This is a genomic window from Pseudomonas sp. MM227, assembly GCF_947090715.1.
GTDB lineage: Bacteria > Pseudomonadota > Gammaproteobacteria > Pseudomonadales > Pseudomonadaceae > Aquipseudomonas > Aquipseudomonas baltica.
On sequence record NZ_OX352319.1, the window covers coordinates 3,426,620 to 3,446,691 of the forward strand.

Here is a 20,072-nt window from a genome sequence, read left to right on the forward strand (position 1 = left end):
TTCGCGCGACAATGCACGCCATCGCCTCTTATATAGAGGCGCCGCCAGCGCCGCGCGGCAGTCCGCGGCGGCTCTGGTAGAATCGCCTCGATTTCCAGCCTGCGAACGCGCGCAAGCGCTCAGAGAGCCCCGAATGACCGTTACCATCAAGACCCCCGAAGACATCGAGAAGATGCGAATTGCCGGCCGCCTGGCGGCCGATGTGCTGGAGATGATCGCGCCTCACGTCAAGCCCGGTGTCACTACCGAAGAGCTCGACCGCCTGTGCCACGACTACATCGTCAACGAGCAACAGGCCATCCCTGCCCCGCTCAACTACAAGGGTTACCCCAAGTCGATCTGCACCTCGATCAACCATGTGGTCTGCCACGGCATTCCCAACGACAAGCCGCTGAAGAATGGCGACGTGCTGAACATCGACGTCACCGTGATCAAGGACGGCTACCACGGCGACACCAGCCGCATGTTCCACGTCGGCAGCGTGCCGGTATGGGCCGAGCGCCTGTCGCAGGTGACCCAGGAATGCTTGTACAAGGCCATCGAGCTGGTCAAGCCCGGATGCCGCCTGGGCGACATCGGCGAAGTCATCCAGAAGCACGCCGAGAAGAACGGTTTTTCCGTGGTACGCGAATTCTGCGGCCACGGCATCGGCAAGGTGTTTCACGAAGAACCGCAGGTGCTGCACTACGGGCGTGCCGGCACTGGCATGGAGCTCAAGGAAGGCATGACCTTCACCATCGAGCCGATGATCAACCAGGGCAAGGCCGACACCAAGGTGCTGGGCGATGGCTGGACGGCCATTACCAAGGACCGCAAGCTGTCCGCGCAGTGGGAGCACACCCTGGTGGTGACCGCCAGCGGCTACGAAATCTTCACCTTGCGCAGCGACGACACCATTCCCCGCGTCTCGGCGTGAAGCCACGCGTGCGGGCGACCCGTTCAGGCCACTAATCTCTTCAGGAATACGACATGCCGCAGGTGGATCCGGAGTTGTTCGATCGCGGCCAGTTCCAGGCCGAACTGGCGCTCAAGGCCAGCCCTATCGCAGCCTTCAAGAAGGCGATTCGCCAGGCACACGATGTGCTCGACGAGCGTTTTCGCAACGGCCGTGACATTCGCCGGTTGATCGAAGACCGTGCCTGGTTCGTCGACAACATTCTGGAGCGGGCGTGGAGCCAGTTCGACTGGGACGAGGATGCCGACATCGCCCTGGTCGCCGTGGGCGGCTACGGTCGCGGCGAACTGCACCCCTACTCCGACATCGACCTGATGATCCTGCTCGAGAGCGCCGACTACGAGGTGTTCCGCGATTCGATCGAGCGCTTTCTCACGCTGCTGTGGGACATCGGCCTGGAAGTGGGCCAGAGCGTGCGCTCCATAGATGAATGCGCCGAGCAGGCGCGCGCCGACATCACGGTCATCACCAACCTGATGGAAAGCCGCACCATCGCCGGCCCGGAACGGCTGCGCAAGCGCATGCTCGAGGTCACCAGCACCGAGCGGATGTGGCCCAGCCGCGAGTTCTTCCTGGCCAAGCGCGCCGAGCAGAACGCCCGCCACCACAAGTACAACGACACCGAGTACAACCTGGAACCCAACGTCAAGGGCTCGCCCGGTGGCCTGCGCGACATCCAGACCCTGCTGTGGGTGGCGCGCCGTCAGTTCGGCACGCTGAACCTGCACGCGCTGGCCGGGGAAGGCTTCCTGGTAGAGAGCGAGAACAACCTGCTGGCCTCTTCCCAGGAATTCCTCTGGAAGGTGCGCTACGCCCTGCACATGCTTGCCGGTCGTGCGGAAGATCGCCTGCTGTTCGATCACCAACGCTCCATCGCCGGCTTGCTGGGCTACAAGGACAGCGATGCGAAACTGGCCATCGAGCGGTTCATGCAGAAGTACTACCGCGTGGTGATGAGCATCGCCGAACTCAGCGACCTGATCATCCAGCATTTCGAGGAAGTGATTCTCGGCGACCCCGAAGCCGGCTCCACGGTGCCGATCAATTCGCGCTTCCAGCTGCACGATGGCTACATCGAGGCCACCCACACCCAGGTCTTCAAGCGCACACCGTTCGCCATGCTGGAAATCTTCGTGCTGATGGCGCAGAACCCGGAGATCAAGGGCGTGCGCGCGGACACCATCCGCCTGCTGCGCGAGCATCGCCACCTGATCGACGACAGCTTCCGCAACGATATCCGCAACACCAGCCTGTTCATCGAGCTGTTCAAGTGCGAAGTCGGCATTCACCGCAACCTGCGCCGCATGAATCGCTACGGCATCCTGGGCCGCTACCTGCCCGAGTTCGGCGATATCATCGGCCAGATGCAACACGACCTGTTCCACATCTATACAGTGGATGCGCACACGCTCAACCTGATCAAGCACCTGCGCAAGCTGCAGTACACCCAGGTTTCGGAGAAATTCCCGCTGGCCAGCAAGGTCATGGAGCGCCTGCCCAAGCCGGAGCTGATCTACCTCGCCGGGCTGTACCATGACATCGGCAAAGGCCGCAACGGCGACCATTCCGAGCTCGGCGCAGTGGATGCCGCGCAGTTCTGCCAGCGCCACCAGTTGCCCGCCTGGGACAGCCGCCTGATCGTCTGGCTGGTGCAGAACCATCTGGTGATGTCGACCACCGCGCAGCGCAAGGATCTGTCCGACCCGCAGGTCATCCATGACTTCGCCCAGCAGGTGGGCGACGAGGTGCACCTGGACTACCTCTACGTGCTCACCGTGGCCGACATCAACGCGACCAATCCCAGCCTGTGGAACTCCTGGCGTGCCAGCTTGCTGCGCCAGTTGTACACCGAAACCAAGCGCGCCTTGCGTCGCGGCCTGGAGAACCCGCTGGATCGCGAAGAACAGATCCGCCGCACGCAGAGCGCGGCGCTGGAGATACTGGTACGCGGCGGCACCGATCAGGACGACATCGAGCAGCTCTGGTCGCAGCTGGGCGACGACTATTTTCTGCGCCACAACGCCGGCGACGTGGCCTGGCATACCGATGCCATCCTGCAGCAGCCCGCCAATGGCGATCCGCTGGTGCTGATCAAGGAAACCACCCAGCGCGACTTCGAGGGCGGCACGCAGATCTTCATCTACGCGCCCGACCAGCACGATTTCTTCGCGGTGACGGTGGCGGCCATGGACCAGCTCAACCTGAACATCCACGACGCCCGCATCATCACCTCCAGCAGCCAGTTCACGCTCGATACCTACATCGTGCTGGACAACGACGGCGGCTCGATCGGCAACGACCCGCGCCGCATCGCGCAGATTCGCCAGGGCCTCAGCGATGCGCTGCGCAATCCCGATGACTACCCCAACATCATTCATCGCCGCGTGCCGCGTCAGCTCAAGCATTTCGCGTTCCCCCCGCAGGTCACCATCCAGAACGATGCCCAGCGTCCGGTCACCATCCTGGAGCTGAGCGCGCCCGACAGGCCCGGCCTGCTGGCACGCATCGGCAAGATCTTCCTGGAGTTCGACCTGTCGTTGCAGAACGCCAAGGTTTCCACGCTGGGCGAACGCGTGGAAGACGTGTTCTTCATTACCGATGCGAACAATCTGCCCCTGTCCGACCCGCAACTGTGCAGTCGGCTGCAGGCCACCATCATCGACCAACTCAGTGTCAGCCAGGCGCCCGGCGTCGAGCTGTCCCGTTTGAGCATTTGATATGAACCACGCGTTGAACCAGCTGCAGCCCTACCCTTTCGAGAAATTGCGCGCCTTGCTGGCGGGCGTCACGGCCGCTGCGGACAAACGTCCGATCGCCCTGTCCATTGGCGAACCCAAGCACGCCTCGCCAGCCTTCGTGAAGCAGGCACTGGCCGACAACCTCGACCAGATGGCGGTGTACCCGACCACCCAGGGCATTCCAGCACTGCGCGAAGCCATCGCCGCGTGGTGCGAACGACGCTTCCAGGTCCCGGCGGGCTGGCTGGATCCGGCGCGCCACGTATTGCCGGTCAACGGCACCCGCGAAGCGCTGTTTGCCTTCACCCAGACCGTTGCACAGCGTGACGTCGACGGGCTGGTGGTCAGCCCCAACCCGTTCTACCAGATCTACGAAGGCGCCGCCCTGCTCGCCGGTACCACACCGCACTACCTGCCTTGCCTGGACCAGAACGGCTTCAACCCGGATTTCGACGCGGTACCGGCCGAGGTCTGGCAGCGCTGCCAGATCCTGTTCCTGTGCTCGCCCGGCAATCCAACCGGTGCCCTGGTGCCGATGCCGACCTTGAAGAAACTCATCGCCCTGGCCGACGAGCATGACTTCGTGATCGCTGCGGACGAGTGCTACAGCGAGCTGTACTTCGACGAAGACGCGCCACCGCCCGGCCTGCTGACCGCCTGTGCCGAGCTGGGGCGCAGCGATTTCAAGCGGTGCGTGGTGTTCCACAGCCTGTCCAAGCGCTCCAACCTGCCGGGTTTGCGCTCGGGCTTCGTGGCCGGCGACGCCGACATTCTCAAGGCCTTCCTGCTGTACCGCACCTATCACGGCTGTGCGATGCCCGTGCAGACCCAACTGGCCAGCATCGCCGCCTGGGAAGACGAAGCCCACGTACTGGCCAACCGCGACCTGTACCGGGAGAAATTCGATGCCGTGCTGGATATCCTCACGCCGGTAATGGACGTCAAGCGCCCCGACGGCAGCTTCTACCTGTGGGCCAAGGTGCCCATGGACGACGCGCAGTTCTGCCGCGAGCTGTTCGAGCAGGAGCACGTCACCGTGGTGCCCGGCTCCTACCTGTCGCGCGACGTCGATGGGCTCAACCCAGGCGCCGGCCGCGTGCGCATGGCGCTGGTCGCACCACTGAGCGAGTGTGTCGAAGCCGCCCAGCGCATCCGGCGCTTTCTCGAGCGTCGATAACACATAGCTACGCTTTTGCATGGCGTTTGAACGACATCATCGGTGGCTCTTTTCAAGGAGTCATCGATGATGTGCAATCCCCTGTTCTGCAAGACCCTTCCTGAACTGGATGTCGAGGCATCACGCCGCGTCGCCATGGCCGAACGCCCGACCAATGCGCTGAGTGCCTCGGCGAACGGACGCTCAAAGCGCGCCCTGGGCCAGTTCTCGAAATTCTGGGCGCCCGGCCGCACGCTGACCATTGGTTTCTTCAACGACACCCCTATTGCGCACAAGGCGGCCATCGAGAAAGTGGCGCGGCAGTGGCTGCGGTCGGCCAACCTGAAATTCGATTTCGTCGACGGCATGCTTGCCGATATCCGTATCTATACCGACGGCGACGACAACTACAGTCAGGTCGGCACCGATGCGCTGCTGGCCAGCCCGATGGATGCAACCATGGCCCTGGGCGTCAAACCGGACGATCCGCTGTTCGGGCGTACCGTGTTGCACGAGTTCGGCCACGTGCTGGGGCTATTGCACGAGCATCAGCACCCCAAGGCAAACATCCCTTGGGACATCCCCAAGCTGTATGCGTACTTCGCCGCCAAGGGCGTTGATCAACAGACCGTCGACATCAACCTGCTGGACAAGACCGACAAGGCACTTGCCAAGGGCACGGCCTATGACCGCGCGTCGATCATGCATTACTCGGTGCTGCAGGAGCAGACGGTGGGCGACTGGGAAGTGGGCATCAATCACACCTTGAGCCGCCGCGACCGGATGTTCGCTCGGCGCATCTACCCCAAGGTCGTGGCCTAGCGCGCGTGGCCGAGGCTGGCTTGGTTGATGTCGAACTCGGCCAGCGGCTCATTCATGGCCGCACTGTCCATCAGCCGATGTCGACGCACTACCGGGCGCACCGTATAACGCGGTAGATGCGCGAACTCCTCTTGCGCCCACGCCTGCTGGTGGCCGGTGCGCTGGAAATCAGGCCACTCGCCAATCACCAGAAAAACCACCTGCGGTACCAGCGCGATAGCCAGCAGGGTATTGAAGTCAACCAGGCCCAGCCCGCCCAGCGCCGAGCCAACGACCACGGGTACAGCGCTACCAACGGCAGTCCACAGTTTGGATAATCGGCGCATGGGATGTGACCTCGCATGAGTTACTGTATGCATATACAGTACACAGAACCGGCCGCGTGTTCAATCCCTGAAAGCGCATCGATAACCCGTCCAACGCCTGCATCAGATCAAGCGAACGCCCCAAACATGTCCGCCACCGCCTGCTCGCCCAGGGCCGGTCCGACGCTCATGCCCACTCCGCTGTGCATCAGCGTCGCACTCAAGCCTGGCGCGATGTTCAAGCGGGAAAACGGCTGGGGCCCCTTGGCACCATAGACACCTTGCCAGCGCTCCATTACCTGAATGTTGCAGCCCAGGGTGTCCTGTGCCAGCTCCAGCATCCACTGGTCGACCTGCTCGGCATTGAACGGCGAAGCGTCCACACCGTATTCATGGGAATCGCCGATGATCAGGTCACCGTAGGGTGTCGGACTGATCAGCAAGTGAATGCCGTGCGTTTCGAGGTGCGGACTGTCGCGCTCGATCTCGCGACGGATGGCAGCCGCTTCGGGCAGATCGGCGAAAGCCCCGTAGTGAACGCAACTCAAACCGGTAAGTACCGAGTGCTGCAGGTTCAGGTTCGACACGGGGCGAGCGCGGAGCATCTGTAGACGGCACACCTGGGGCTTCAGCGCAGCCATGGCTTCGGCGAGCAGCGTCAGGTAATCGTGACCGGAGCACACCACGACCTGCTGGCCACGAAAGGGGCCAGCGGTGCTCTGCAGCTTTCCCGGCTCGACGCCATTGACCAACGTCGAGAAGTGAAACTCCACGCCCAGCTCGCGCTGCAGATAGTCAACCAGCTTGGGTACGGCTTCGCGCGAATAGAGCTGCTGGTCGTCGATGCCGTGCAAGGCCGCTCGGTGGTGGCTGAATCGGCCGCCGTACAAGTCGTCCAGCGGCTTGCCGCGCAACAGCTCGACCCGGTAGCCGTGCTCCGTGGCGCGTCCTGTAGTGAAGGCGGCCAACAGGTTCTCCTCAGCTTCGGTACGGGCGAACAACAGCGAGCCGTTACGCTTGAGTTCGAAGCCCGCTCGAGCGCTCCAGTTCGCCCAGATACCGCGGCTGGCTTTGGCCAGGTCGAGCATGATGCCCGGTGGCTGACCGGTCACCAGGGCTTGACCGAAGTTGCGCACCGACGCGCCGATCGGACTCGCCGAACGCTCGAACACCCGCACTTTCAAGCCACGCCTGGCCGCCGCATAGGCGTGGGAAAGCCCGAGAATACCCGCACCCACCACCAGCAAATCACTTTCATACCGATTCATTTAAACCCACTCCCTACGGCTTGGCCGATTTGCCGTCATAGCGTTTGCGCCATTCGGCCAGAATGTTGTCGCGCTCTTTCGAGGCCCAGGCGAAGTCATTCTTGATCAGGCGCTGCTCGTAGTCGGCAGGCAGCTCGGTGGGAGGCTTGGCCAAGCCTTCCTGGGCCAGCACCGCGAAGTTTTGCTTGTACAGTTCCATGCCCGCCGCGCTGGCGGAGAAATCAGCCAGGCGCTTGGCGGCCTCGGGATGGGCGGTGCCCTTGATCACGGCAGTGGCCTCGATCTCCCAGCCAAGGCCTTCCTTTGGCAGGATGATGTCCAGTGGCGCACCTTGACGTTTGAGCTGTACCGCCGGGTATTCGAATGAAATGCCGATAGGGAACTCACCCGCTGCGGCCATCTTGCAGGGCTTCGAACCGGAGTGGACGTACTGGCCGATGTTCTGGTGCAGCGCGTCCATGTAGGTCCAGCCTTGTGCCTCGCCAAAGGTTTGCAGCCAGGCGCTGACGTCTAGAAAGCCCGTACCGGACGAGGCCGGGTTGGGCATCACGATCTTGCCGCGATAGACCGGATTGGTCAGATCTTGCCAGCTCACCGGGCGCGGCAGGTTCTGCTTCTCGGCTTCGATGGTGTTGAAGCAGATGGTGGCGGCCCAGACATCCATGCCAACCCAAGCCGGCGGATTGGCCGGGTCGCGGTACTTGGCGCCGATCTTGGGCAGATCCTTGGGGGCATAGGCTTCGAGCATGCCTTGCTGATCGAGGATTGCCAGGCTCGAGGCGGCCAGACCCCACACTGCGTCGGCTTGCGGGCGAGCTTTTTCGGCCAGCAGTTTGGCCGTGATGATGCCGGTCGAATCCCTCACCCATTTGATGTCGATATCCGGGTTGGCTTTCTCGAACGCTTTTTCATAGGTCTGCAGCTGCTCGGCTTCCAGTGCGGTGTACACAGTGAGCTCGGTGGCGGCACTGGCGTGAAGGCTGAAGCCTGCGAACACTGCAGCGAAGGCAAGGGGCTTGAACATGGTTTGATCCTGAGTGAAGTAGACAAGGCGGTATCGGTTGGCCGAACAGGTTCTATCAATGGCTGCCGGGGGTTTCACCACGAGCCATGCGTGCGTTGATCCGATCGATGATCGCTGGCAGATCGGCAATGGTGTCGGCCAGGTAATCGGGCTGTACCGGGGCGAACAGGGCATCGATGCGCAGCCTGTGCCGATCGAGCTCGGAGGGCGTGAGCGCCTGGAAGGCCGGGTAATCCAGGCCGAGAAAATTGCCGGAAAAGCGCAGCCCGACCGTCCACATCCCTGCGCTGCGGCCTTCGAGAATGCCCGGCAAGGTGTCGTCGACTTTCACGCAGGCAGCGACGTCACCGATGCTCAGGGCGATGACGTTGGCCAACGCCTGGGCGGGGCCGGGGCGGCCGGTTGGCAGATCGTCGGCAGCCACCACATGATCGGGCTGATAGCCCGCCACTGCGGCCAGTGCCACGACGTGGTCCATGACCTGCCGAGGGTATCCGGAGGTGGTGCCGATCTTGAGCCCGGCCTGACGCATGTGCTCGATGGCCGGCAGCGCACCGGGGATGAGCGCGCTGTGCTTGCCGACATTGGCAATCTGCAGCGGCATGAAGCGCTCGTAGATGGCCGTCACGTCCGCGTCGCTCGGTGGCCTGGCAAAACGCTGCTCGAAGCGCGCCGCGATCTGCGGCTGGTCGCACAGGCTGCGAATGTGGTCCCACTTGCCCATGCCCATGGGGCCACGAGCTTCATCCAGGCTCAGTTCGATATCGAACGTGGCGAAGGCTTCGACGAAGATTCGGGTGGGTGCGAAAGAGCCGAAATCGACGACGGTGCCGGCCCAGTCGAGAATGACCGCTTGCAGTTGGGCAGGGGCTTGATAGTGCATGGTGTTCTCCGAAAATCAGCAGGTAGGCGTGCTCTGGCGCCAGGCTTGTGAACGTCGCAGCAAGCCGCGTGAAACCCAGGCGAGCAAAAGGGAAACGGCTGCCGAGGTGAACAGGATCAGTGTCGACATGGCGGCGGCGCCGCCGACATTGCCCGCGTCGTCCATGTTCAGTACGGCCACAGCCGCGAGGATGCTGTCTGGCGAGTACAAAAAGATGGCAGCGGAAACGGTGGTCATTGCCGAGACGAACAAGTAGCGAATGATGTCCAGCAGCGCGGGCAGGCAAATCGGCAATGTGACGCGCAGGTAGTGCCGATACAGGGGAGCCTTGAGCGATCGCGCGGCCGCCTCGAATTCGCTGTCCAATTGGCGCAGAGCGGTAGTTGCCGTCATGTGCGCGGTGGTCAGGTAATGAGCGATGGTGCAGATCACCAGCAGCGCCATGCTTCCATAGAGGCTGTGCAATGGGTTGTCCGGCAGGTTGAAGAAGAAGACGTAGCCCAGGCCAAGCACCAGGCCCGGCACGGCCATGGGTATGAAGGTAAGTATGCGCAGGGCCAGGTTGAGGGCGGGTTGCCCGTGGGTTTTCTCCATCAGATAGGCACCGGTGAAGATCAGCGCGCTCCCCACCACCGCGCTACAGCTCGCCAGCACCAGGCTGTTGCGATAGGCCAGCCATCCCCCGCCTGCGGTTTCACTGAACAGGTAGTGCTTGAACGACAACGAAAGGTTGTAGGGCCAGAACTTCACCAGGGAAGAAAACACCGCCATGCCCAGCACCGCCAGCAGGCAGCCGCAGATGAGCACCACGATCAACAGGTAGCAACCGTCCCGCCCTCGCGAGGGCTGGGGCGTGAGTACCTGCGCCCGGCCACTCATGGACGAACGTTGGCGGCGGCGCAACCAGGCATCCATCGAAAAGCTGATCAGTGCGGGCACCAGGAGCACCATGCCGATCAGCGCCCCACGGCCGAACTGTTGCTGACCCACCACTGCCTTGTAGGCTTCGATGGCCAGGACCTGATAGTCACCGCCGACGATCACGGGCACGCCGAAGTCAGTGATGGTCAGGGTGAACACCAGGCAGAACGCGGCGAACACTGCTTGTCGCGTCGCGGGCCAGGTGATGCTGTGGAATGACCGCCAGGTGCTGGCGCCCATGCTCGAGGCCGCGTCGAACAGGCGTGCATCGCTCATCGAGAGCGCTGAGAGCAGAATCATCAGGGCGTGGGGAAACGTGTAGATCACCTCGCCGATGACGATGCCCCAGAACCCGTAGATGTTGTCGGTGAACAGGCCGCGCAGCAGCCCCTGGTTACCGAAAAGGTAGATCAGCGCGATGGCGGGCAGCATCGATGGCGCCAGCAGTGGCAGCAGGGATATTCCGCGCCACAAGCCCTTGGCAGGAATCAGGGTGCGTTGCAGCGCGTAGGCGAACAGGTAGGCCAGGGGGACGACGATGAGCGCAACGCTGACCGAAACGCGCAGGCTGTTACCCAGCAACCAGTGAAAGTTGTCGCTGCCCAGCAGCTCCCGCGCTGCGATCAGCCCACCGCCCTGCCCTGCATCGCCGCTGAAACCGCGCCAGAAGATCGCCAGCAACGGCAACAGCAGCGCCATCACCAGGAGCAGCAAGAACAGCACTTTGCCACCGACGACAAATACCTGGTCGTCCTGGTCGGCGCGCTGAGCCCGGCGTGCATGACCTTTGCCGCTCACTGACAGCTTGGCGGTAAGCATCTCAGGCAAACACCTGCAAGCTGTGTGGCGGCAAGGCCACCTGGATATGCCGTGTGCCCGAAGGGGGCAGCTGACGCGCGCTGATTTCGGCGGTCAGCGATTGGCCCGGCAGTTCGTCGAATTCGAAGCTCATCCGGCATCGATTGCCGAGGAAGGTCACGTCCTGCATCTGCGCCGCGAACAGATTTTCCTCCGAGTGCCGAGGGTTCACGCAGATCGACTCGGGACGGCAGAACAAGCGCCCGACGCAGCGGGGCGCGACGGCATCGGCCAGTCGCAACTGAAGTGGGCCCACTTGCGCATGACCATTGCCATTGCCTTCGAAAGCCAACCAGTTGCCCTGCCCCACGAAGTTGGCCACAAACGGCGTCTCGGGACTTTCATAGATTGATTGCGGGCTGGCGTATTGCTCGATGCGCCCCTGATTCATCACCGCAATCCGATCGGCCATCAGCATGGCTTCTTCCTGGTTATGCGTAACCATCAAGGTGGTAATGCCAAGCCGCTGCTGCAGCGTGCGCAGCTCGGTGCACAGGTGTTCGCGCACCTGGGCGTCGAGCGCAGACATCGGTTCGTCCAGCAACAGCAAGGATGGCGCGGGAGCCAGCGCACGGGCCAAGGCGACGCGCTGTTGCTGACCACCGGAGAGCTGGCCCGGATACTTTTTCTCGCTGCCGGTCAGCCCTACCAGCTCGAGCATGGCAGCGACCCGCTGACGAACGATATCGCGCGCGCTGCCGGCGAGGCCGTAGCCGATGTTTTGCTCGACGGTGAGATTGGGGAACAACGCGTACGACTGAAACACGATGCCATAGTCCCTGGCCTGGGGCGGCAGGTTGGAGACATCCCTGGACCCCATGTAGATGGCCCCGCGATTTTGCTGCTCCAGCCCTGCGATGCAGCGCAACAACGTAGTCTTGCCGCACCCCGACGGGCCGAGCAGGCACACCAGTTCGCCCGGCGAGATCTCCAGGGATACGTCGTCCAGCGCCTTGAACGCGCCGAAGTTCTTGCGCAGACCGGCGATCCGTATCGTCACGCCTGGAGAGGCTTCATCAGTAGGGCTGGAACGCAGCATGGGGCACCTCATCAAGTGGAGCACGCGCCGCCTGTGGAGTGCGGCATGCGTGTCGATGAGGCAATGCTAGGGCGTTATTGCGACGACGATGTGGCAGATAGCCAAAAGCTGGCGATAGTCCTATTGGTGAATTTGCCCAGTCTTCAGGATGGCTACAGCTGACGCGCGATGCTGTCGCGAGCGACGTCGAGAAAAGCCGCTGGCAAACGGGCCTGCCTGCGGTCCTTGAGGCAATACAGATACTCGGCGATCTGCGGCGCGCCTTCTATCGCAATGATCCGCAGATCCGGGTTGACGGGCACTTCCTGGCGAGCGATCAGGCTCACGCCGATATTGCGCAGAACGGCTTCGCGGATGGATTCCCGGCTGCCGATTTCCAGCTCGATGCCTGGGCGAACCTGATGGGCGTTCAAAAACTGCTCGGTCAAGGTTCTGGTGGTCGAGCCATGTTCGCGCATCAACAGGCATTGGCCCGCCAACGCGCTGGGCGGTACACACTCTTGCACGGCCAGCGGGTGCTGCTTGTGAACGGCCAGTACCAAAGGATCGGTGCCCAGCACCAGGTGCATCAAGCGAGGGTCGTCGAGCCATTGCGAGGAGGCCGCCAGGTCGACCCGGTAGTCTTCGAGCGCCTCGAGTACATCCTGGGAGTTGCCGATCTGCACCGACACATCGATGTGTGGCAGCCGCTCGCGAAATGACTTGATGAGATCGAGGATATAGTAAGGCGCCGTCGCTCCGATCCTCAATGCGCCAAGGGCCTGGCCGCAGTTTCGCAAATGAAACTCGATATCTGCCTCATGCTGCAACAGCGCCTTGACCTTGGGCAACAGCCGGGCACCCTCGTCGCTGACAGTCAAACGACGCCCTCCCCGATAGAACAATTCCACGGCGTAGCGGCTTTCCAGTTGCCGAATCTGCGTGGTGACCGTCGGCTGGCTCAAGCCAAGCTTCTTGGCGGCCTGGGTGACGCTGCCTAAGAGCGCGACGGTGTAGAAAGCCTTGAGTTCTGCACTGAGCATGGTCGGGCGGGTTCCTTGCAATACAGCGAGATTGGATTGTCTGCTGGGTGACATGGCGCCGGGTTCTGTCGATGGCCAGGCCCTGGCCTCGAGGTTACACCGCAGCGGCGGCTCGACTCTTCGGCCAACGCTCAGCGCCCACGGCCCAGATTCGCCTCGTTCATGTCCAGTTCGGCCAGCACTTCGCGCACGACGTCGTCGCCGATCTTGCGTTGTCGACGCATTTCATACAACGCCAGGCGTTGCGCACGCAGGGCCTTGATACGCAGGTGGCGTTCCAGTTGGTCCATCTGCCGGGCCAGCGCCTGGGCTTCGGCGGAGTCTTCGAACACCGCCAACTGCTGCCGGTACTCGGACATGATGCGCGCCTTGAGTTCGGTTGCCAGTGCGGCCTGGCTGGCGTCCTGTTCGGTGGCCTTCTGCGCCTGGTCTTCCCCTTCCAGCGAACGGATGGCCGATTCGGCGGTGTAGCGCCAGGCATCACGCACCTCCTGGCGAGCACTCTGGTCATCGCTGGCGGCGACTCCGCGCAACAACAGCGGCAAAGCGATGCAGGCCACTACCAGCGAGAGCAGGATGACACCGGCCGCGATGAAGATCAGCAGGTCGCGCTGGGGAAAGGCCTGGCCAGGCGCCATCAGCAAGGGCACTGACATGACACCGGCCAAGGTCACCGCGCCACGCACGCCGCCCAGGGTCAGCAAGGCGCAGGAGCGTGCGTCTGGCAGGCGGGTGATGGTAGTCTTGCCGCGCAGGCGGCGTACCCACGATATCGCACGCCAGGTGCTCTGGACCCAGACGAAGCGCAGCAACAGCAGGATGCCGAAGATCGCCAGCACTTCCAGGCAGCGCCACGACAAGGCTGGCCACAGCGTAGGTTCGTGGCTGATCACCGCCTTGACGATGTCCGGCAACTGCAGACCCAGCAGCAGGAAGATCAGACCGTTGAAGGCGAACTCCAGCAAGGCCCAGACGCTGCGGTTGAGGATGCGCGTGCGCGTCTGCCGAGGCAGCAGATCGAGCCAGCTCTGCATCATGCCGGCGGCCACTGCGCTGAGGATACCCGAAGCTCCCAGGCGCTCGGCCAGCACATAGGCGGCGAACGGCAGCAGCAGCATGAACACCACGTGCGTGGCTGGATCGTCCCAGCCACGGGCGATCATCCACACGCGCAGGCGCCCTACCACCCAGCTGAGCAGCACGCCCAATGCCAGGCCACCGACCGCGACCAGAACGAACGTGACACTGGCATCGGCCAAGGAGAACACCCCGGTGATCGCCGCGGCCAGGGCAAACTTGAACGTCACCAGGCCCGATGCATCGTTCATCAGTGCCTCGCCCTGAAGGATGCGCATCAAGGGTGTCGGCAAGCGGTCCTGAGCGATGGCCGATACTGCCACCGCATCGGTAGGTGACAACACGGCGGCCAACGCAAACGCCACCGGCAGCGGAATGTCGGGCAGCAGCCAATGGATGAAGTACCCGGCGCCCAGCACCGTGAACAGCACCAGACCCACCGCGAGCATCAGCACAGGGCCGCGGTAATGCCACAGGTCACGCTTGGGGATGCGCCAACCATCGGAGAACAGCAGCGGCGGCAGGAACAGAAACAGGAACAGCTCGGGCTCCAGCGCCACGTGCAGGCCCAGGGTCGGCCAGGCGAGAATCGCCCCGGCGGCAATCTGCAAAAGTGGCAATGGCAGGGGAATGACGCGGGCGACCAACCGCGAAACGCCGACCAGCATGAGCAGGATCAGCACGGTGTAGGCGGTTTGCATGGGGCAGGATTTCCTTTGAATCGACAGACAGTGGCCATGGTACCGGCTTACGCACGGTTGGCGCATGACATGACACAACGCGACTCGTCCGTGGAGCGGGTCGGCAACGTCAGTCGAGTGGCCCGGCGCTGATAACCCTGGATCATCCTAAGCCCGGCGAAAATGTAGATTCTTGCGCCATGGGCTTGTCCGTAGACTGGACACACCCGTCAGGATCAAGCAGCCATGTTGCCAGACACCGCACACTCATCGACGGCAACGTTTCCCGATCCGCCCGCGCCAGTGCTGCAATGGGCGAATCACAAGGTCTGCGTCATTGGCTTTCTGCTGCTCGACGGTTTCTCCCTGCCCTGCTTTACCCAGGCACTGGCGGTTCTGTCGACCGCCAACATGATCAGGCCGGGCGCGGTGAAGACGCGCACGTTCTCGGGCAACGGCACCGAGGTGGTCAGCGACCTGGGCATACCGATCCGACCGGACACACCCCTTACCGACGTGCGAATGGCGGAACTGGATGTGTTGATCGTGTGTGGCGGTCTGCGCACCACCCGAGTCGCTCCACCCTGGCTGACGGTGTTGTTGAAGAAACTGGCGAGGACACCGGTGGCGCTCGGCGGGCTCTGGAACGGCGCCTGGTACCTGGGAAAAGCCGGCCTGCTGGATGGGTATCGCTGTGCCATTCACCCGGAGCAACGCACTGCGCTGTCCGAACGCTCGCCCTACGCCAGCGTGACTACGGAGGTGGCCGTCATCGACCGTGACAGGCTCACGGCCGCCACCCCCACTGGCGCCTATCACGTCATGGTGAACTGGCTCAAGAAACAGTGCGGGCAGGCATTGGCCGAGGCGATCGCCGACCTGCTCAACTACGACCAGCCCCGCTCACGCAAGGTCGATCTGGGTCGGCAGCAGCATCTGAGCCGGCCGCTGCGCGAAATCATCCAGCTGATGCAGACTAACCTGGAAGAATCGTTGGATCCGGAACAGCTGGCCGCTTGTGTCCACCTGTCCAGGCGGCAGGTGCAGCGCCTGTTCCGCGAGCAACTGTCCACCACACCGCAGCGCTACTACTTGCGCCTGCGCATCACCGAAGCACGCCGGCTCATTCAGAACTCGAGCATGCCGATTACCGAAGTGGCGATCGCGTGCGGCTTCGTTTCCGGCCCTCACTTCAGCAAGTGCTATCGAAGCTTCTTCGGCTACCCGCCTTCCAGGGAACAGCGCTATGAAGTGTGACGCCGTCTGTAGCCTGCCCCGGGACGGGCTACCCCCGACCCTGGGATAGGGTCGGGGCGGCCCTCACTGGCAGGGTTACGACGCGTCGATCCAGATGGTCTTGATCTCGGTGTATTGATCATGGGCCCAGATCGATTTATCACGCCCGCCGAAACCGGATTCCTTGTACCCGCCGAATGGCGTCGAGGCATCACCCTCGCCGAAGCAGTTCACGGTGACGATGCCGGCGCGGATGCCTCGGGAGAGTTTCAGCGCATTGCGCAGATTACCGGTGTAGGCCGACGCGGCCAGGCCGTAGGCGGTGTCGTTGGCCAACTCGATCGCCTGCTCGACGGTGTCGAAGGTGGTCACGGTCAACACCGGGCCGAAGATTTCTTCCTGAAAAAGACGACTGTCGCGCCCGACGCCATCGATGATCGTCGGCTCGACGAACATGGGCGCGCCTTCACCTCCGCCGACCAGAAACTCGAGTTTTTCGTCAGAGGCCTGGTCGATGTAGGAGCGTACCTTGTCGAAGTGAGCCTTGCTGATCATCGACCCCAAACGGTTCTCTGGGTCGAGTGGGTCGCCCATCTGCCAGTCGCGCAGGTGCACGACCACGCGTTTGATGAGTGCTTCCTTGATGTCCTTGTGCACGATCAGCCGCGAAGACGCCGAGCAGTTTTCACCCATGTTCCAGAAGGCGCCGTTGACCACGTGCTGGGCGACCTGATCCACGTCTTCCACATCGTCCATCACCACCGCTGGATTCTTGCCACCGCATTCCAGCACGACCCGCTTCAGGTTGGATTCGCTGGAGTACTTGAGGAAACGACGGCCCGTCTCCGTCGAACCGGTAAAGCTGATCATGGCCACGTCCGGGTGGCGGCCAATCGGTTCGCCTGCCTCCTGGCCACTGCCCGGAACGACGTTGAAGGCGCCAGCAGGAATGCCGGCCCGATACGCAAGCTCAGCCACCCGCAACGTGCTCAGCGTGGTTTCCTCGGCCGGCTTGACCACCACCGAGCAGCCTGCAGCCAGTGCAGGACCGATTTTCCATGCCAGCATGAGCAGCGGGAAATTCCACGGCAGGACCAGGCCGACGACACCTATGGGCTCGCGCACGACCATGGTCACGGCGCCGGAACCGACGGGCGCGGTAGCGTCGTAGATCTTGTCGGCCAGCTCGGCGTGCCAGCGAATGGTGTTGATGGTTTCGGGAATGTCGATGCCTTGGCATTCACGGACAGGCTTGCCGCTGTCCAGGCTTTCCAGAACGGCCAATTCGTGGGCGTTGTCTTCCAGCAACTGGGCGAAGCCGAGCAGTACGGCCTTACGCGCGGCGGGAGACAGCGTGCTCCAGCGGCCATCTTCGAAGGCGGCCTTGGCGCTGGCGACTGCCAGGTCGACATCTTGGCTATCGCAGGCGGCCACATCGGCAAGATGCGCACCGGTTGCCGGGTTGCGGGTGGCGAATGTCCTGCCCGACCGTGCGGGGTGGAATGTGCCATCCACGAACGCCTGGGTATGGTATTCAAGCCGACCGGCCAGTTCCAGATAGCCTTCTTTGCTCAGCAACTCGGTCATTTCATGCCTCCCCAGTGATGTGGGCAACGTTCTGCTTGAGGGTGCTCACGACAGCGGCAAGCTCGGCCTTTTCGGCTTCTTCCAAGCCCTTGAGGGGGGCGCGCACACCGCCTGCGTGAAGGCCACTGAGCTCGCTGCCGTACTTGATGGACTGGACGAACTTGCCGGCTTCCAGAAAATCCATCAGTGGCAACATCGCGGCCATGATGCGCCGTCCCTTGTCGAAGTCCTTGTCGATCACACAGGCTTCATAGAGCGCAACGTGTTCGCGGGGAATGAAGTTGGAACCGGCGCAGACCCAGCTGCGCGCGCCCCAGGCGAAGAACTCGAGCGCCTGGTCGTCCCAGCCGCAGGAAATCTGGATGGCAGGGTGAGCGGTAGCCAGCCGGTGCAACCGCGCCATTTCCCCGGAGCTCTCCTTGATCGCAACAATATTCGTGCAGTGCGCCACGGCCTCGAAGAACTCGTTGCCCATTGCCACACCCATCCGTGCGGGATAGTTGTAGAGCATGATGGGCAGCCCGGCGGCCTGGTCGACGGCCAGCACATGGGCGGCGATTTCATGCTGGGTCGGCAGTGCATAGGGCGGCGACCCCACCAGGATGGCATCGGCCTTGATGTGCCGAGCCTGCTCGGCGAACTGCACCGAGTCTTCGGTGCGGATGGCACCGGTGCCGATCACCAGGGGCAAGCGCGAGCCGATGACGTCCCTGGCCTTTTTGGCCAACTCGATGCGCTCTTGCGGCGAATGCGCGTAGTACTCGCCGGTGGAGCCGCCGATGATCACGCCATGCACTTTCGAATCGATCAGGTATTCGAGCACTTCGGCAAACGCGACAGGGTCGATACTGCCGTCCGCCTTCAATGGCGTGATGGCGGGCGTGAAGATGCCGTCAAAGTTCATGGTGTAGCCTCCAGTAGTTGAATGTCTGAATCTCGAACACTTCGCAACACGTCAGCTCTCGCGTCCGGCGCGGTACTGTCCCCACTTCAAATTCATGTTCACCCCCGCTGACAGAAACGGTTGCGGCGGGTTGGTATTGGGCCGCGGCGCACTGAGCAGGTAGTCGATCAGGGGGTCGTGTTCGCCGGCCAGCCAGTCGGCGAGAAGCTTCCCGGTGATGGTGCCCCGCGTGACGCCCAGGCCATTGCAACCCAGGGCACCGTAGACGTTGCGGGCCAGCTCACCGAAGAAGCCGTTGTGGTTACGCGACATCGCCAGGGCGCCGCCCCAGGTGTATTCGAAGTTCACGTGCGGCAACATGGGAAAGCGCACATCGAATGACGCCTTGTGACGACGCACGAAGCGGTCGTTGAATTTCTGATTGCTGCGTCCATCGGGATTGAAGCTGAAGCTGTTGCGAATGAGCAGCCGGTTGTCCGGGGTACGCCTGACCGTGGTGCCGAAGGGATCCGCCGGAATGGCGCCCCAGAACGGCTTGCCACCCAGCGCCGCTTGTTCTTCCTCGGTCAGCTGACGGGTAATGCTGCCGTAGGTGTAGATCGGCAACATTCGCCCCTGAAGAAATCCGAAACGCATGCCGAACGAGTTGTTGGCCAACACCAGCTTGTCGGCGGTGATGCTGCCATGGGCATGCCTGAGGACCGTCTTGGCGCCATACTCGACATCGGTGATCGGCGTGCGCTCGTAGAGCGTGACGTTCGCAGGCAGGCTGTCAGCCAGGCCTTTGACCAAGGCAGACGGTTGGATCAGCACCGCGCCTGGGGTGTACAGGGCCTTTCGGTAGAAACGCGTTCCGAGGTGATCGGGCAGTTCATCGGCGCCGATCATCTGGTAGGGCTGGTCGAGCTTGTCCAGTCCCCGGCGATACGCTTCAAGTACGGCGATGCCGCGCTCCTCGACTGCCGCCTGATACTTGCCGCAGGCCTTGAGCTGGCAATCGATCGCGTGCTGGCTGACCAACTCCTTCAACGACAATTGCCCAGCCAGGTTCAACCTGAGGCTGATCTTGGCCAGTTCGATATCGCCGATGTAATCTTCAGCGGCAATATCGTGGGGCAGGTCGATGGCGAAACCGGCATTCCTGCCCGAGGGGCCGAGCCCGACTTCCTGGGCCTCCACCAACACGATCTCTTCGTCGGGAAAGCGCAGCGCCAACTGCCGTGCAGCCGCCAGACCGGTGAATCCTGCGCCTACCACGACCCAACGCGCAGTCCTGTGCCCCGAATGAGTGGGCATCGGCGTGCGTGGGTAGCTCAGATGAAACCAACCACAGGTCTTGTCGTCCGCAGGCAGCGAAGTAACTTTCATGATCGTGACCATCGATAGTTGAGTTTGCCTGCCGCCAGCATGAGTTCACGGACAGGTAACAGCGCCAATGAGAAGTACGCGCGCAGCCGGACGCGGTCCGTTGATACGTACGTATCGGCAAAGCAGTGCGGTGACAGGGTGTGGCGGCCCTGACGGCAATCATCGTCAGGCGCCGCCGGGTGCGGGCAGGCACAGGGCCCGGCGTGGCAGCCGGCCCCTGTGTCATGCG

16 protein-coding genes are annotated in these 20,072 nt (G+C 62.7%); 5 read left to right on the forward strand and 11 right to left on the reverse strand.

Features of this window, described 5'->3' with window-relative positions:
• The first annotated feature begins 133 nt into the window (after nt 1-133).
• The 4 genes from map (at nt 134) to ONG87_RS15535 (ending at nt 5,671) form a co-directional block, all read left to right on the forward strand.
• Complete coding sequence (map, locus tag ONG87_RS15520) at nt 134-916, forward strand: type I methionyl aminopeptidase (protein ID WP_122476589.1); 783 nt, start codon at nt 134-136, stop codon at nt 914-916.
• 53 nt (nt 917-969) lie between these two features.
• A complete protein-coding gene (locus ONG87_RS15525; RefSeq protein ID WP_122476591.1) occupies nt 970-3,672 on the forward strand; it encodes a [protein-PII] uridylyltransferase in 2,703 nt (900 codons plus the stop codon).
• Nucleotide 3,673: 1 nt separating this feature from the next.
• Nucleotides 3,674-4,870 carry a succinyldiaminopimelate transaminase gene (gene dapC / locus ONG87_RS15530; protein ID WP_192057848.1) on the forward strand — a complete coding sequence of 399 codons (1,197 nt, stop codon included), beginning with the start codon at nt 3,674-3,676 and terminating at the stop codon, nt 4,868-4,870.
• 66 nt (nt 4,871-4,936) lie between these two features.
• Nucleotides 4,937-5,671, forward strand: coding sequence for a M12 family metallopeptidase (locus tag ONG87_RS15535; protein WP_122476594.1), 735 nt, complete (start codon nt 4,937-4,939; stop codon nt 5,669-5,671).
• On the opposite strand, the gene ONG87_RS15540 is transcribed toward ONG87_RS15535, so the two are convergent.
• From ONG87_RS15540 to ONG87_RS15575, 8 genes are all read right to left on the reverse strand, one after another.
• Nucleotides 5,668-5,997: a hypothetical protein gene (locus tag ONG87_RS15540; RefSeq protein WP_163007429.1), complete on the reverse strand. Its 330-nt coding sequence runs from the start codon at nt 5,995-5,997 to the stop codon at nt 5,668-5,670. The two genes, ONG87_RS15535 and ONG87_RS15540, sit on opposite strands and share 4 nt — an antisense overlap.
• A 107-nt stretch (nt 5,998-6,104) precedes the next feature.
• A complete protein-coding gene (locus ONG87_RS15545; RefSeq protein WP_264381579.1) occupies nt 6,105-7,244 on the reverse strand; it encodes a TIGR03364 family FAD-dependent oxidoreductase in 1,140 nt (379 codons plus the stop codon).
• 13 nt (nt 7,245-7,257) lie between these two features.
• Nucleotides 7,258-8,268, reverse strand: coding sequence for a putative 2-aminoethylphosphonate ABC transporter substrate-binding protein (locus ONG87_RS15550; RefSeq protein WP_122476599.1), 1,011 nt, complete (start codon nt 8,266-8,268; stop codon nt 7,258-7,260).
• Nucleotides 8,269-8,323: 55 nt separating this feature from the next.
• Complete coding sequence (gene phnX / locus ONG87_RS15555; protein WP_264381580.1) at nt 8,324-9,151, reverse strand: phosphonoacetaldehyde hydrolase; 828 nt, start codon at nt 9,149-9,151, stop codon at nt 8,324-8,326.
• 15 nt (nt 9,152-9,166) lie between these two features.
• Nucleotides 9,167-10,891, reverse strand: coding sequence for a putative 2-aminoethylphosphonate ABC transporter permease subunit (locus ONG87_RS15560; protein WP_264381581.1), 1,725 nt, complete (start codon nt 10,889-10,891; stop codon nt 9,167-9,169).
• 1 nt (nt 10,892) lies between these two features.
• Nucleotides 10,893-11,969 carry a putative 2-aminoethylphosphonate ABC transporter ATP-binding protein gene (locus ONG87_RS15565; protein ID WP_192057842.1) on the reverse strand — a complete coding sequence of 359 codons (1,077 nt, stop codon included), beginning with the start codon at nt 11,967-11,969 and terminating at the stop codon, nt 10,893-10,895.
• Nucleotides 11,970-12,121: 152 nt separating this feature from the next.
• Nucleotides 12,122-12,991 (reverse strand): LysR substrate-binding domain-containing protein, encoded by an 870-nt coding sequence (locus tag ONG87_RS15570; RefSeq protein WP_264381582.1) that lies wholly within the window; start codon nt 12,989-12,991, stop codon nt 12,122-12,124.
• Nucleotides 12,992-13,122: 131 nt separating this feature from the next.
• The gene (locus tag ONG87_RS15575; RefSeq protein ID WP_264381583.1) at nt 13,123-14,769 is read right to left on the reverse strand and encodes a Na+/H+ antiporter; all 1,647 of its coding nucleotides are present in this window, start codon (nt 14,767-14,769) and stop codon (nt 13,123-13,125) included.
• A gap of 225 nt (nt 14,770-14,994) precedes the next feature.
• Between ONG87_RS15575 and ONG87_RS15580 the strand changes: the two genes are divergently transcribed.
• Nucleotides 14,995-16,005: a GlxA family transcriptional regulator gene (locus ONG87_RS15580; RefSeq protein ID WP_192102503.1), complete on the forward strand. Its 1,011-nt coding sequence runs from the start codon at nt 14,995-14,997 to the stop codon at nt 16,003-16,005.
• A gap of 75 nt (nt 16,006-16,080) precedes the next feature.
• Here ONG87_RS15580 and ONG87_RS15585 read toward each other — a convergent pair whose 3' ends face one another.
• The 3 genes from ONG87_RS15585 to ONG87_RS15595 are packed head-to-tail and all read right to left on the reverse strand — an operon-like array spanning nt 16,081 to nt 19,846.
• A complete protein-coding gene (locus tag ONG87_RS15585) occupies nt 16,081-17,571 on the reverse strand; it encodes an aldehyde dehydrogenase (protein ID WP_264381584.1) in 1,491 nt (496 codons plus the stop codon).
• Nucleotide 17,572: 1 nt separating this feature from the next.
• Nucleotides 17,573-18,475, reverse strand: coding sequence for a dihydrodipicolinate synthase family protein (locus ONG87_RS15590; RefSeq protein ID WP_264381585.1), 903 nt, complete (start codon nt 18,473-18,475; stop codon nt 17,573-17,575).
• Nucleotides 18,476-18,526: 51 nt separating this feature from the next.
• A complete protein-coding gene (locus ONG87_RS15595; RefSeq protein ID WP_122476785.1) occupies nt 18,527-19,846 on the reverse strand; it encodes an FAD-binding oxidoreductase in 1,320 nt (439 codons plus the stop codon).
• Nucleotides 19,847-20,072: the final 226 nt, after the last annotated feature.